The sequence below is a fragment of the Parajatrophihabitans canadensis genome (genome assembly GCF_053764775.1).
In genome coordinates this window covers 1740677-1754490 of sequence record NZ_CM132445.1, presented here as the reverse complement: position 1 = coordinate 1754490, position 13814 = coordinate 1740677, and the positions used below count along the sequence as shown (strand labels likewise).

12 protein-coding genes and 1 pseudogene are annotated in these 13814 nt (G+C 63.8%); 7 read left to right on the top strand and 6 right to left on the bottom strand.

Features of this window, described 5'->3' with window-relative positions; genetic code table 11:
• Nucleotides 1-92: 92 nt before the first annotated feature.
• On the top strand, nucleotides 93-1076 hold the full coding sequence (locus ACSMXN_RS08495; RefSeq protein WP_027138961.1) for an aldo/keto reductase: 984 nt from the start codon (nucleotides 93-95) through the stop codon (nucleotides 1074-1076).
• Between the two features lie 4 nt (nucleotides 1077-1080).
• Here ACSMXN_RS08495 and ACSMXN_RS08490 read toward each other — a convergent pair whose 3' ends face one another.
• The 3 genes from ACSMXN_RS08490 to ACSMXN_RS08480 are packed head-to-tail and all read right to left on the bottom strand — an operon-like array spanning nucleotide 1081 to nucleotide 4101.
• Nucleotides 1081-2274 (bottom strand): homogentisate 1,2-dioxygenase domain-containing protein, encoded by a 1194-nt coding sequence (locus tag ACSMXN_RS08490; RefSeq protein ID WP_022911420.1) that lies wholly within the window; start codon nucleotides 2272-2274, stop codon nucleotides 1081-1083.
• A 14-nt stretch (nucleotides 2275-2288) separates the two neighbouring features.
• On the bottom strand, nucleotides 2289-2747 hold the full coding sequence (locus ACSMXN_RS08485; protein WP_022911419.1) for a nuclear transport factor 2 family protein: 459 nt from the start codon (nucleotides 2745-2747) through the stop codon (nucleotides 2289-2291).
• A 58-nt stretch (nucleotides 2748-2805) separates the two neighbouring features.
• Nucleotides 2806-4101 (bottom strand): fumarylacetoacetate hydrolase family protein, encoded by a 1296-nt coding sequence (locus tag ACSMXN_RS08480; RefSeq protein ID WP_022911418.1) that lies wholly within the window; start codon nucleotides 4099-4101, stop codon nucleotides 2806-2808.
• Between the two features lie 131 nt (nucleotides 4102-4232).
• On the opposite strand from ACSMXN_RS08480, the gene ACSMXN_RS08475 reads away from it, so the two are divergent.
• Entirely contained in the window at nucleotides 4233-4865 is a 633-nt protein-coding gene (locus ACSMXN_RS08475) for a flavin reductase family protein (protein ID WP_022911417.1), read from the top strand.
• A gap of 59 nt (nucleotides 4866-4924) precedes the next feature.
• Here the strand turns inward: ACSMXN_RS08475 and ACSMXN_RS08470 are convergent, their stop codons facing one another.
• Nucleotides 4925-5590, bottom strand: coding sequence for a transcriptional regulator (locus ACSMXN_RS08470; protein ID WP_022911416.1), 666 nt, complete (start codon nucleotides 5588-5590; stop codon nucleotides 4925-4927).
• Nucleotides 5591-5732: 142 nt separating this feature from the next.
• Between ACSMXN_RS08470 and ACSMXN_RS08465 the strand changes: the two genes are divergently transcribed.
• From ACSMXN_RS08465 to ACSMXN_RS08455, 3 genes are all read left to right on the top strand, one after another.
• Complete coding sequence (locus ACSMXN_RS08465; RefSeq protein WP_022911415.1) at nucleotides 5733-6116, top strand: VOC family protein; 384 nt, start codon at nucleotides 5733-5735, stop codon at nucleotides 6114-6116.
• 119 nt (nucleotides 6117-6235) lie between these two features.
• Complete coding sequence (locus ACSMXN_RS08460; RefSeq protein WP_022911414.1) at nucleotides 6236-7042, top strand: LLM class flavin-dependent oxidoreductase; 807 nt, start codon at nucleotides 6236-6238, stop codon at nucleotides 7040-7042.
• A gap of 40 nt (nucleotides 7043-7082) precedes the next feature.
• Nucleotides 7083-7469 (top strand): hypothetical protein, encoded by a 387-nt coding sequence (locus tag ACSMXN_RS08455; protein WP_027138958.1) that lies wholly within the window; start codon nucleotides 7083-7085, stop codon nucleotides 7467-7469.
• A 27-nt stretch (nucleotides 7470-7496) separates the two neighbouring features.
• Here the strand turns inward: ACSMXN_RS08455 and ACSMXN_RS08450 are convergent, their stop codons facing one another.
• A complete protein-coding gene (locus tag ACSMXN_RS08450; RefSeq protein ID WP_022911412.1) occupies nucleotides 7497-8129 on the bottom strand; it encodes a TetR/AcrR family transcriptional regulator in 633 nt (210 codons plus the stop codon).
• 335 nt (nucleotides 8130-8464) lie between these two features.
• Here ACSMXN_RS08450 and ACSMXN_RS08445 point away from each other — a divergent pair.
• Together ACSMXN_RS08445 and ACSMXN_RS08440 are read left to right on the top strand one after the other, a co-directional pair.
• A pseudogene (locus ACSMXN_RS08445) lies at nucleotides 8465-8725 on the top strand (WhiB family transcriptional regulator); the annotation flags it as partial.
• A gap of 282 nt (nucleotides 8726-9007) precedes the next feature.
• Entirely contained in the window at nucleotides 9008-12277 is a 3270-nt protein-coding gene (locus ACSMXN_RS08440; protein ID WP_022911410.1) for a patatin-like protein, read from the top strand.
• Between the two features lie 36 nt (nucleotides 12278-12313).
• On the opposite strand, the gene ACSMXN_RS08435 is transcribed toward ACSMXN_RS08440, so the two are convergent.
• Nucleotides 12314-13732 (bottom strand): amidase, encoded by a 1419-nt coding sequence (locus tag ACSMXN_RS08435; protein ID WP_022911409.1) that lies wholly within the window; start codon nucleotides 13730-13732, stop codon nucleotides 12314-12316.
• Nucleotides 13733-13814: the final 82 nt, after the last annotated feature.

The following is a 13814-nucleotide window of genomic DNA, read 5'->3' as shown; positions in this document are numbered from 1 at the left end:
CCCCGAATCGTGTAACGCTCGGCACCCTATCGATGCCCGGTGTTGCACAATTCGAAGGACGGACGACGAAAAGCGAAGGGGCGGACGTACTCATGGAGCAGCGCACGATCGGAAAGCTGGCGGTCTCGGTCGTCGGACTCGGGTGTAATCAGCTGGGCACGCAGTATTGCGACGAAGCCACGTCGGCACGCATCGTCAGCGAGGCTCTCGACGCCGGAGTGACCTATTTCGACACCGCCGACGAGTACGGCGAAAATTATTTCGATTCCACTGACCCTGACGGGTGGGGACGCTGCGAGGAATATCTGGGTCGCGCCCTCGGCGCGCGGCGGGGCGAGGTGATCATCGGATCGAAGTTCGGGGCGCGACCGCACTACGACCAGACCCTGGGTGGCGGTAGCGCCAAGTGGGCGCGGCAGGCGCTGGAGGACAGCTTGCGGCGCTTGGGCACCGACTACATCGATTTGTATCAACTGCACTTTCCCGACCCGGACGTGCCGATCGAAGAGACCCTCGGGGTGATGAACGAGTTCGTCGCCGCTGGCAAGGTGCGCGAGATCGGATGCTCGAACCTGACCGGCGCTGCTCTGGAGGAAGCGGCAACGGCGGCGGCCGACAACGATCTCTTGCCGTTCGCCAGCATCGAAGGTCCGCTGAATCTCTTGCAACGTGGCAACCTGGACGAGGTGTTGCCAACGGCCGACCGGCTCGGCATGGCTTACATTCCGTACTACCCGCTGGCAAGCGGCGTGCTGACCGGCAAGTATCGGCGAGGCGAGGCGTTTCCCGAGGCCTCGCGCATGGCTGACAAGGTTCCGGACGGTATGGGAGCGAAGATCCTTTCCGACCGGGCGTTCAACCGGATCGAAGCGCTGGAGGCGTTCGCGACGGAGCGTGGTCACACCCTCATCGAACTGGCCTTCGGCTGGTTACTGGGACAGCCCGCGGTGGCAAGCGTGATAGCGGGCGCATCGAAACCCGGCCAGGTGACGGTGAACGTCGGCGCTGCGGGCTGGCAATTGTCACCGCAGGAGGTCGCCCTGGCTACCCAGGTGGTGGTCGATGCCGGGAATTGACCGGCTACGACCTGCCCCCCGACCAGCTCCAGGCATATTTGCCGTCATCGGCCACCCGACCACCTTCGCCGAGCAACAGTGGCTTGAAAGTGTCGACCATGATCGCCAGTTCGTCGAAGGACTGCACGCCGATGCTCTGTTCATAAGCCCCTGGTTGGGGGCCGTGCGCGTGACCGCCCGGGTGCAATGAGACCGAACCGGCCGCAATACCTGAGCCTTTGCGCGCCTCGTAGTTGCCGCGGACATAGAACATCACTTCGTCGCTGTCGACGTTGGAGTGATAGTAGGGAACGGGTATCGACAGCGGGTGGTAATCGACCTTTCGAGGCACGAAGTTGCAGATGACGAAGTTCGCACCTTCGAACACCTGATGCGCCGGCGGCGGCTGATGGACTCGGCCGGTGATCGGCTCGAAATCACTCACGTTGAAGGTATAGGGATAAAGGCAGCCGTCCCACCCGACGACATCGAAGGGGTGCGAGGCGTAGGTGTAGCGGGTGCCCGCGATCCCCTGCGACGAGCGATGCTTGACGTAGACGTCGACATCGCGCCCTTCGATCAGCAACGGGTCGATCGGCGCGCTGAAATCCCGTTCGCAATACGGTGAATTCTCGAGTAGCTGGCCGTACTTCGAAAGATAGCGCTGCGGCGGAGTGATGTGGGAGTTTGCCTCGATGATGTAGGCACGCACTGGCGCGCTGGGGTCAGGGATCCATCGATGAGTCGTGGCCCGTGGTAGCAGAACGTAGTCTCCATCAGCAAAATCAATGGTTCCGAAGACGGTTTCTACGGTGCCGGATCCCGACTCGATGAATACGCACTCATCGCCGATCGCGTTCCTGTAGAGCGGTGAGGGCAATCCAGCGGCGACGTAAGAGATACGAACATCGGCGTTGCCGAGCACCAGCCGACGGTCCGACACCGGGTCGGCCGCCTTCCACTCGTTCTCGGTGAACAGATCGTGCAGCCGGAGGTGGCGTGGCAATAAGGGCTCGTTCGCCTCCAGGGCCGTACTGGGCAGATCCCAGCGCGCTGCGTCGACGATGGCGGACGGGATTTCGCGGTGATAGAGGAGTGCAGAATCCGACGAGAATCCCTCCTCCCCCATCAGTTCTTCGTAGTGCAGGCGCCCGGCAGAGTCGCGGTGTTGGGTGTGGCGCTTGGGCGGAATGGATCCGACACGACGGTAGAAAGTCATCAGACGCTCCTCTTTTACTGCAGGTCTTCGCGGTGCACGTGTCGATGCGCGATACGCCACCCCTCGGGCGAGGCCTCCAACCGATCCCGCACGACCGTGAGTCGGTTGAACCAGGAATTGGTACCGATTGGGGTGGCCGCGATCGTCACGTAGGCCTCAACCCACGTCTGCGTCTCGTCTTGAGCAACGGTGAGATTGTTGATCACGTGCTTGCGAACCTCGCCGGCAGCTCGCGCATTCACCAAGAAGGCACGCGCGAACTCGATCAGGGCGGCGCGTCCGGCGACTGGGGCTGGATAACTGGGAGACTCGAAGATGCCATCCGTGGTGAAGGTCTGAGCCCAGCCCAGGGCTCGACCAGAATCGATCAGATGCGATTGCCGGCCATAGAGTTGGTTAATCTCAATGATCGTTTGCACGTCGGTGCATAGCGGAAGGTCGCTCACCTCGGTGGGATCCACGCTGACGGTCACCTGCGCCTCATCTCCGTCTGTTCCAGTACGACTCGTGACTCAAGACCCAGACTAGCGATCACTGCAGTGCTGCGGCGGCGGTTATCACGCCTCGCGCCTCGCCGAGGCTCAGAACGGGCTGGTCGGTGTCGCCCGTGCCGGCTAGTCCGGTCAAGATGACCTCATCACCGTCGCGAAGGTAACCGACCTCGACGGAGTCACCGAAGTTCAGCGGTACGCGCCCGTCGCGGGTGAGTTCGAGCAGGCTGGCTCGTGATTGCGGGGTCGGCCCGGAGACGGTTCCTGAGCCGTAGACATCCCCCGGCAATACCCGGGCACCACCACCGGTCAGGTAAGCCAGCTGCTGGTCCATCGTCCAATACATGTGCCGCAGGTTGGTCTCGGTCAACGGGTAGGTCTGCCCATCGCGTTTTAGCGCGGCGAACAGCCGAATGTCCAAGCCCCATTGGGTGTATCGCTGCAGGTACGGCAACGGGGCCGGGTCTTGCACGGGTCCGTCGACCCGCTGCCCAGCCAGTGCATCCAGCGGGGTAATCCACGCCGCGATCGTGGTGGCGAAGGACTTCGACATCAGTGGCCCGAGCGGCGGATTCTCAAATCGTTGGACGTCACGAGCACTCCAATCGTTCAGCAAGGCGATCCCGAAGATGTGCTCGCTCGCCTGTTCGGTCGTGATCGGCTCGCCAACGCGATTTCCGCCGCCGGTTACAAAGGCAACCTCTAGTTCGAAGTCGAGCAGCCGGGTTGGCCGGCGCACGGGTTCGGACGCTTCGTCGACGAGGTGGACGTGTGGACGCCGGACACTCGTGCCGCTGACCACGAGGTTGCCGGGCCGACCGTGATAGGCCAGCGGGACGTGCCGCCAGTTGGCGGGCAGGGGTGGTGCGCCCGGCCGGACGATCTCCCCCGCGTTCTCGGCGTGGTAGAGCGAGGAGTAGAAATCCACGAAGTGCGTCGGGCTGACCGGGAGTCGGAGTTCCACATCCGCGATGTCGATCAGGGCGTCGGCAAGCACCTCTGCGGTCAGCTGTGGACTTCGAGGTGCTCGGAAGAGTTCGATCAGCCGACCGCGCACCCCTCGCCAGACCGCTGGTCCCTGGCCGAGAAAGGCGTTCATCGAGGGGGCGCCGAAAGTGGCCGCTGGTTCGTCGAGCACGCCGTCCAGCAGACCGGCACGGGCCAAGCTCGAGAGATCGATGACGTTATCGCCCAAGCGGGTAGCCACCCGCTCGCCACCGGCCGAGGTGAAGATCACGCCGAAAGGCAGGTGGTGCAGCGGATAGCCAGAGTCCGGGGCCACCGCTAGCCAGCTTGCAGCATTGCTGAGGCCCTCGGTCTTGCCCTGGTCGTTCACGCCCTGCCTTCTTTCTTTCGCTGCCTTAGTTCGCTGCCTTCGTTCGCTACCTTCGCCGCGATCGCGTCGTTGTGAAACGTACGCGAGCCGCCTGGCTGTGCGCAGCCCGATGGTGAGGCACTATTCAGGGCATGCAGCGCACAGGCTTCAATCCGGCCGAGGTCGGGTCCCGCCCGTTCTACCGATTGTTGACAGCTCTCGTCGTTCCCAGGCCGATCGCGTGGGTGTCTACGACGTCTGCGACCGGCGTCCACAATCTGGCGCCACATTCATTCTTTACGGTGTCCTGCGTGGACCCGCCGATAGTCCAGTTCACTTCGGTCGGCCGCAAGGACTCGCTGCGAAACATCGAGGCGACGAAGGAATTTGTCGTGAACTTTGCCACCGAGTCCCTCTTCACGCAGATCAACGCGACAGCCACCGACTTTCCGTCCGACGTCAGCGAATTCGATGCCGTGGGTTTGGACCGCGAGGCCAGCTTGCTGGTAGCCCCACCGCGGGTTGCGGCCTCGCCCGCCGCGCTGGAGTGTCAACTGCACAGCACTCTGGAGCTTGGCGATTCCGTGGTGGTCTTCGGCCAGGTCGTCCACGCCGCCGTTGCCTGCGATGTGCTGGACGGCAATCACCCGCTCATCTCCCGACTCAGGCCGTTGTCGCGCCTAGGCCTCGATGAGTGGGGTGAACCTCCCCAGGCCCGGCGGATCAGCCGAATCGCCTATCGGGAGTGGCCGGGTCACTACGACGTGGGTGTCACTACGACGTAGGCCCGGACGACCACCCGGCCTGAGGCCCGCCGGGTTGAGGACCCCTTGGTGAGCCGTAGCTAGACGCTGCCGACAGCGCTCGCCGGCGGTCTCACGGATCCGAGTAGCCGGCGAAGCGCTGACACATCGCCCGTGATGCCTACGGCCGCCGCAGTCACCGCGGCATCGAGGCCGCTCGGATCCTCGAGAAGCGCATTGAGCGTGGCTGGGTCGGTGCGTAAAACCGCGTCGGGATCAACCGGCTCGCCGGCATCGACGAGCACTCGTCCGGCTCCAGTACGAATCGTCCAGACTCGGTCGTCGAGATCGAACCGGAACACGGCCGGCGCGGATGCGGGATCCAACCGGGCGGCTGTGCGGAGATACAGCAACACCGAGGTGGCGCTGAGAGTCAGCTGCGTCGCCGGAAGTGGCCGCTGAACACCCCAGCTACCAAGGGCGAGCACGATCGGCTCCAGTTCACGTCCCCAGTCGGTCAGTTCGTAGACGGAGGAACCCGCTGGCGGTGGCAGGACGCGGCGGCGTATGACGCCATGGCCCTCGAGTTCACGCAGGCGATCTGCGACCACGTTCGAACTCGCGTTGCGCAGGGCCCGACGCAGGTCGGAGAACCGCTGCGAGCCGAGCAGCAGTTCGCGGACGACAAGCAACGCCCAGCGCTCCCCCACGACGTCCAAGGCGCGGGCGATGCCGCAGGCATCCCCATAACTGCGACTCGTGGGCACGCCGCCAGCGTATCGCGCTCAGTTTCTGATAACAACTTCGTAGTTGTGATTAACAACTACTCTGCTAACCTCGGCAACCACGGGAGAACCGATCCCGAGAAGACGATGCATTACGAAGGATCACACCGGAAGGAGCCACATCATGGGCCAACCAGTCGTTCATTTCGAGATCATCGGTTCAGACCCGAGCGCCTTGAGAAGCTATTACGGCCAGCTTTTCGGTTGGGAATTCGACCAAGGCAGTCCAGTATCGGAGGCCGTCTCTGAGCCAGATAACTACGGATTCACCGAGCGCTCAACAACCAGCGATGGGGTCGGAATTCCGGGTGGCGTCGGCGGCGGCCCCGATTACCAAGCCCACGCGATGTTCTATGTCGGCGTGCCGGACGTGGAGGCCGCCCTGCGGCAGGCCGAAAGCCTAGGCGGGACGCGCCGGCTCGGGCCGGATCGAGCACCCACCGGGCTGATCATCGGTCATTTCAGCGATCCCGAGGGGAACCTGATCGGTGTTGCTGGTACGAGGTAAACGTCGATTAGCCGTTCCTCTATGGTGAATCATGACATCGAGCAAGCCTGCGCATGCCAGCCTGCCTATGTCAGAAGCCCACCGTATGTCAGAAGTCCAGCGAGCGGCTAGGAGCCACGATGAATCAGCCAGCGCCAAGAGTGGGAGTGGTGTTTCTTCCGCACCTGCCGCCGGAGCGCCTTCGCGACATCGTCGTAGTCGCTGAAGACTGCGGCCTCGACGACCTGTGGCTGTGGGAGGATTGCTTCCTCGAGGGTGGTTTCACCAGCGCGACGGCAGCTCTCGCGTGGACGAGCTCGATCCGAATCGGCGTCGGGCTGTTGCCGGTTCCGCTGCGCAATCCGGCACTGGCCGCGATGGAGATCGCGACTCTGAGTCGGCTGTTTCCCGATCGTTTCATCCCCGCGGCTGGGCATGGCGTTCTCGAGTGGATGGAGCAGGTGGGCGCGCGAGCGTCCTCGCCGATGACGTTGTTGCGCGAGTGGGTGACCGCGACGCGGTCCCTGCTACATGGTGAGCGCGTCACGGTCGATGGCGACTACGTGCGGCTCGACCAGGTCGCGCTTGATTGGCCACCGCTGGCTGCGCCCCCGCTCCTGGTCGGCGCCCGCGGTCCCAAGACCCTAGCGCTGGCGGGCGAATGCGCCGATGGCCTCGTCCTGGACGTACCCATCACGCCGGACGGCGTTCGCGCGGCGATCGACACCGCAGCTGCCGCCCGTGCCCACGAGGTGGTGGTCTACATATCGTTTCCGGCATCGGTCACCGAATCCGCACTTGCAGAGACCATCCGTGAATATGGCGACGCCGGAGCGACCGCCGTCGTACTGCAACCGACGGTCGACGATCCCGACCCGGCTGCGACGATCCGCACAGTGGCAGCGGCACGACAATTGCTCCACGAGCAAAACGGCAATCGCCCCTGACCGGCTCTCGTCCCCGAAGGTGGCAGGGTACGGTGGGCGGGTGGTCACGCTCGATGATGCGGCTGGAATCGCCTTGGCACTGCCCGATGTCACCGAAGGCGAGCGACATGGCACCCGAACCTGGTCTGTCAATGGCAAGGCGTTCGCATGGGAACGGCCTTTCAGCAAGGCAGACATCAAGCGGTTCGGCGACACCGCACCCCCACCGGGCCCGATCGTTGCCATTCGAGTCGCCGATCTCGGCGAAAAGGAAGCCGTGCTAGCGGCGGCCGGAAGGGCGTTCTTCACCATCCCGCACTTCGACGGGTATTCCGCTGTGCTCGTTCAGCTGAGCAAGGTAAGCAAGAAGGCGCTCGAGACCGCGATGATCGACGGCTGGTTGGCCTGTGCGCCATCGGCACTAGCCGAGAGCTACCTCAAGCGCTGAGCAGACACCGCACCGTCATCGGCGGTGTCAGCGCCGCTTGCCGGTCGTCTTCGCAGCCCTTTTCGCCGGGCCCGTATAGCCCAGACCGCGCAGCGCTGCTTCGACGATTGCATCGGCATAGGAGTGGCTGAGCGGGGCGATGCGCAGGAGATAGCGGTGGTAGAAGCCGCCGTAGAGCAGATCGACGGCTATCCCCAGGTCTACGTCGGCAGGCAGTTGACCCGCCGCCTGAGCCGCACGCAGTCGGTCCTCACACGCGGCAATCCGCGGACCGAAAATGCGGTCGAGCAATTGCTGACAGAGTGCGTCGTCGTGCTGACTGTCTGCCACCAGTGCACGAAACGACGGCCCGAAGTTCGGGTCAGCGCTGAGGTCGATCACTGATCTGAGTTGCCTTTTCAGGTCGGCCTCGAGATCACCGGTATCACCGAATTCGATTCTCGGGTGCACGTCTGGCGCCCACATGTCCAGCACCACGGCCCCTTTGGAGCGCCACCAGCGATAGATTGTCTGCTTGCCGACGCCAGCGGTGGAGGCTATGGCCTCGATCGACATACTGTCGTAGCCGACGGTGCCGATCAACAATCGCGTCGCCTCGAGAATGGCCGTACGCGAACGCTCGCTGCGCCGCGTCTCGTCCGGGCCGTTGCTTGGCGTCATGAACTCAAATTATCACGTCACGAGACGAACCGAATCGTCTTGACACGAGACGGACCGGTTCGTATCGTCGAGTCGTGAGAACGTGCTGAGCCGACCTAGTGCCGATCGCCTCGGCTCCCGTCGAGATGAGCCCCGCCCGGCCTTCGCCAGTAATGCCAAATAGTCCTGGTTCAAAAGGAGAATCCATCATGCCTGTCATCAGCCGCGCGCTGGCGCGGCAGCCCTTGCCAGTCAATCGACATCAGGGGTTCGTCCAAGGCCCGCTGGCGGTGGCTGCATCTCTTGCCGCGGTCAACACAATCCTCGCCCAGCCAGCGTGGCCACGCTCGGGCCGCGTGAAGGCTGCAGGTCCGACATCGCGTAGACAATCGTTGCCGCCTTTGCCTTGTCAGGTCAACGATCCCGATCTGTTCTTTGCCGAATCGCCGGCCGATCTTGAACGGGCAAAGACATTGTGCGTTGACTGCCCAATCCGTGCGGAATGCCTGGAGGGCGCCGTCCACCGTCACGAATATGCCGGTGTTTGGGGAGGTCAGATCTTCGACCACGGCGAGATCGTCACGTTCAAGCGCACCCGTGGCCGACCCCGCAAGAACAACGCCGTGCCCCGCCGGTTTGCCGCACAGGCACTGACCGATGCTTTCGATCAGCAGCGGCCGGCGGACGATTCGCGCTGCGCCTGACTTGCGCCGAATGGTGTCAGAACGCAACAAAGCGTGTGGAGAGGCGATGACAACCTCTTCCAAAATTCGATGACCGCTGGGTGAATCATTCAGCGACGTTGCGACTCCTGTCAGATGTAGCGGGTTCGCCCGCTGTGTCTGGGAGGAAACATGTCCTGCCGCCTTGCGGCGGCTTGCTTGTTCGGGGAATCGCTGATGAGCGCTAACAAAACGCCTGTTTCACCACTCACCCAAGAGCTGCGCCTCGCCACTACGATGACCGGCGGGGTCAGCCTGGCCATCTGGATGGGAGGCGTCACCCGAGAGCTGAACTTGTTGAGCCAATCGTCGCGCTGGCGACAGGCGCAGGGAGAACCCCCTGCGGACGGTCCCCTGACCATCGCGACAGTGAAGGCGATGGGTCTCTACGGATCACTCATCGACCTGCTCGATGTTCTGGTGGAGGAGGACGTCCTGTCGGGCACGAGCGCGGGAGGCATCAACGCGGTCCTGCTCGCCTACGCTCGGGTCAACGGCCGCGATCTGGCGTCACTGCGCGATCTCTGGATGGACCTCGGTGCGCTCACAGACCTGTTGCGCGAGCCGACGGACAAGGTCGTGCCATCGTTGATGTACGGCGACGAGCGGATGTTTGCCGAGCTGGACGAAAACCTACCTCGTTTGATCGACGCGCAACTGCCGGGCCTTGCTGACGGGCCGCCCTCGACCACTCTGTACGTGACGACGACGCTGCTCTCGGGTGAGACAAGCCGTTTCACCGATTCGTTCGGCACCCTCGTGCAGGATGTCAACAGACGCGGGCTCTTCACCTTTGATGAAGACCAGATCGGCGAGCGGGCTAACAGCAGCGCGCTCGCATTGGCGGCTCGCAGTACCGCGTCGTTCCCCGGTGCGTTCGAGCCGTCCTTCTTGCCGTACACCGCGAGCACGCCCAAGGTCGGGGCTACACCCGCACGTCCGCCGATGGATCCGTTCATGGACATCACACGTGCTCATTGGGTGGCCGACGGGGGCCTGCTCGACAACGAGCCTCTCGACGTCCTGCTGCAACGGATCTTCGAGCGGCCGGCGCACCGGGCGGTACGAAGGGTGCTGCTCTACGTGGTGCCCTCGGCCGGCCCGCAAACCAGTGCCCCGGTCGAACCCGCCGATGCTGGAAAGCCGCTCGGCATGCTCGACGGCCTGATGAAGGACCTGTCTGCAGTCACCAGCCAAAGCATCTCGGCTAGCCTGCGTGCCGTCCGGGACCAGAACGACAGGATGGCCGCCCGCATCGATATGCGCCTTCAGCTCGCGGCTATGGCCGCGCGGATACCTTCGGGCGAACGGCTGCTGACCAAGGACGTTCTCACTTCGTATGAACGTCAGACCGCCGCGAACGAGGCCGGCAAGTTGGTTCCGCCGCTGCTCAAAGTCCTCACCACCTGGCAGGCCAGTAGCGGGGCCAAGAACGGCACGTCAAACCCTCTGGTGCCTGATGCCTGGCGTGTCGAGCTGGCCGTTGGCGGTGACGCGGACACGAAGTGCCGTAACGCAGTCGTGACAACGATGATCGCCCAATGGTCGCCGCCAGAACCTTCCGCGCTGCCCGCTGACTTTGCAGGGCTGACCCGCTACGGCTTGGTTGCCTTTGATACGGCCAAGTCGATCCTGCTCGACATCTTGCGGGGCGCGTACGTCATTGCGGCGTCTGATGATGACCGCCTGCCGCTCATGGATCTGCTGCAGAGTGTGCATGACGCGCAGCCGCCAAAACGCGTAGATCTCGACGAGCTGGCGCGCGAGGTCTGCAGCGACCCGACGGTCCTCGCCGGCAGCCTCGAGTCGGCTGCCGCCGCATTGGCGAGAAGGTACGCGGACGAGACCGCGCTGGTGCGAGACGCCTGGCACGATCTTGCCGAGGTCGTAACCACCCACGCATTGCAGGTCATCGCAACGAATCCAGTGCCCGTTCCGGCTGGCGCGGTGACAGCTGGCTCGGTCGCAGATCAGCAGCGAATCGCTCGGCAAACGGTTCAGACTTATCTCGGCTACCTCAAGCCCCGGGAGGGCACCGAACTGACCGCACAACGGCTCTTCGACCTGGCGACAACGCAACGCGCGATGTTGCCGGTGGATATCGGGCCCGAACAAGCGGTGGAACTGGTGCAACTCAGTGCTGACACCCGGTGCCGGCTGGCGCCGGAGCGTAGTACCGCGCAGGACAAGCTGACAGGTATGCAGTTTCACCATTTCGGTGCGTTCTACAAACGCTCCTGGCGCGCGAACGACTGGATGTGGGGTCGCCTGGACGCCTGCGGTTGGTTGGTACACATCCTGCTTGAGCCGGCCCGGGTTCAGGCCATTGCCGATCGCCCGAGCAGCGTCCGCAACGCCGGCGAATCGAAAGCTCAGTGGTTTCTTCGCAGACTTCGAGAGACCTTCGAACCCGAACGAGCGTCAGCAGGTACCGCAGCGCTGCAGGACGCAGCGGACGCCCCGTTGCTCGACGAACTGAAGTATCTCGACGACCCCACCGAAGTCGCGCCCAAGAGCTTGTCGGAGACCGCCATGTGGCTCGCCCAAGCCTGGCAGCGTGTGGTTGCCGACGAAGAGTTGCCCATAGTGGCAAACGCTATCCAGTCATCTAGCGCATCGGACAAATCCCCCGATTGGAGCCCTTCTCGTAGCCGAGCATGGGCGGCGAAAGTGACCGAACAGAAGCAGGACCTGGCGGTGCTGCTCGCCGCCTGCCCGGTGCCGGACGAGACGCTTGCGACCGACACTGGCTCGCCCCTGATGATTCGAAGCTTGGCCAAAGCGGCCGCGACGACGTCCGCTGCGCTCAACTCTGTCGAGCAGTTGCCGGGTGTTCTGCGACCGGCCATGACGACCACCCATACCGTCACCCTCGGTGGTTACCGAGTCGTCAAAGCCGTCCGCGGCGTAGCCCGGTTAGTCATTCTCATCGGCTTGGTACTACTCACGGTCGGGGTGGCGCTAGCCCTTCAGTCGGCTACCGCGTTCGGTATCACTGGCCTGATCGCTGCCGGCGCGGGCGGCTATCTGATCGTCTTCGGCACCTGGCAGCTGAGTACCCGATTGCTCGGCGCGCTCATGGGCTTCACGCTCACCGCGGCGGTCGCGTCGCTCGCGGCTCCGGTGGTGCGCAGCGGGCTGTTCGGCAAGTCGCCGGCGGACTCTGGTGTGGTTGGCCGACATGTCTACTGGCTTGGGACCTCCTGGTGGCATCCGCTACTCGTCATCGCGCTGCTAGCCATGGTGATGGTTGCCTATTCAGTCCTTGCCTCGAAGTGGTTCGGACGTTTGGCCTTGAAATTACAGCGACCCAAGGTGCGACCCCTGGCCGCGTCGGCACCGTTGCCCGTCGCCAGCGGTTCGGAAGCCCACAAGGTCACCGGCCACCGCGCTCATCTGGGTGTCCCCGCCTTTGCACGGTTGAGCCCGCGACGTCGAGTGAGTTGATCGAGGATCGCTGCACCACTCGGGTGTGCGCGGTTCTCAACCAGCGATCGCTGGACGGCGATCGGACCACCGGGTGGCCTGCTCGAACGCGTAGCCGATCTGCAGCACCAGTAGGTCGGCGCGATGTGGGCCGACGATCTGCACCCCGACTGGCAGTCCATCACCGGTGAAGCCTGCCGGGACCGAGAGCGACGGATTGCCAAGAACGGATACGAAGTAACACGATCGCATCCAATCCAGATACGTCTGTTGAGCAACTCCACCTACGAGGGTCGGGTACTCAGTCGTTGCATCAAACGGTGCCACCTGGCTCACCGGCAACACCAGCGCGTCATATCGGTGAAAGAAGACCCGCGCGCGATGAAAGAGCTCGGTATGCAGCCGCTGCGCGCGGGCGATGTCTGCGCCGCCGAGTCGACGGCCTTCATCGACATTCCAGACCACGCTCTGCTTCATCGCCTCAGGGCTGGCGTCCCGGAGGGCACCGAAGCTGGCTTCGAACTGAACGCCACGCAAAGTTCTGAAGACCTCGTCGGCACCGCTGAAATCGACACACGCCTGCTCGACGACGCACCCGAGACTCTCGAACACCGACGCTTGGGCGGCCACGATGTCGCGTACTTCGGTGTCCACGGCCAGCGTGCCGCCGAGGTCGGGCGACCACGCGATCCGCAGATCGCTGAGATCTCGGTCCAGCGGCGTTGCGAACGTCTCCCCCGGCTCCTGCAACGCGATAGGCGACAGGTCTGTCGGTCCGGCCACTGCGGAGAGCAGCAATGCCACATCCCTGACGGTCCGACCCATCGGGCCCTGCACAGACAGCGTCGACAACGCGGTGACGGTGGGCCACGACGGCACCCGGCCTGGCGAGGGACGAAAGCCCACCACGTTGCAGAAGGACGCCGGATTTCGGAGTGACCCACCCATATCGCTGCCCTCGGCGAGAGGCGCCATTCCGCAGGCCAGTGCTACCGCAGCGCCGCCACTGGAGCCCCCAGCCGAGCGCGACAGATCATATGGATTGCGGGTCAATCCGAAAACCTCATTGAAAGTGTGCGATCCGGCCGCGAACTCCGGCACGTTCGTTTTGCCCAGGCTGATCGCGCCCGCCGTGCGCTCGCGGGCGACGATCAGCTCGTCTTCGTCCGGTATGTGGTTGGCGAACAAGGGCGAACCCTGCGTCGTGCGAATGCCCGCTGTTGCGTGGGTGTCCTTGTGCAAAATGGGTAATCCGTGCAACGGCCCGATTTCGGCGCCCGCGGTCAGCCGGTCATCGGCGGCGTCTGCCTCGCTCAGCGCGCGCTCGGCGACCAGCGTGACGACTGCGTTGACGGCCGGATTCACTCGTTCGATCTGCCGGAGATGAGCCTCGGTCACCTCTCGTGCGGACACCTCACGCCTGCGTAGAGCGGCAGAAAGCTCGACTGCCGACATGAAGACGATATCGGTGCTCACGATGCCACGATATCGCGTGTCGCCGTGACAGGCTTCCGGTATGCGCCGCTACCAGCACCGTTCGCCAGCGGCGAGCAAACAT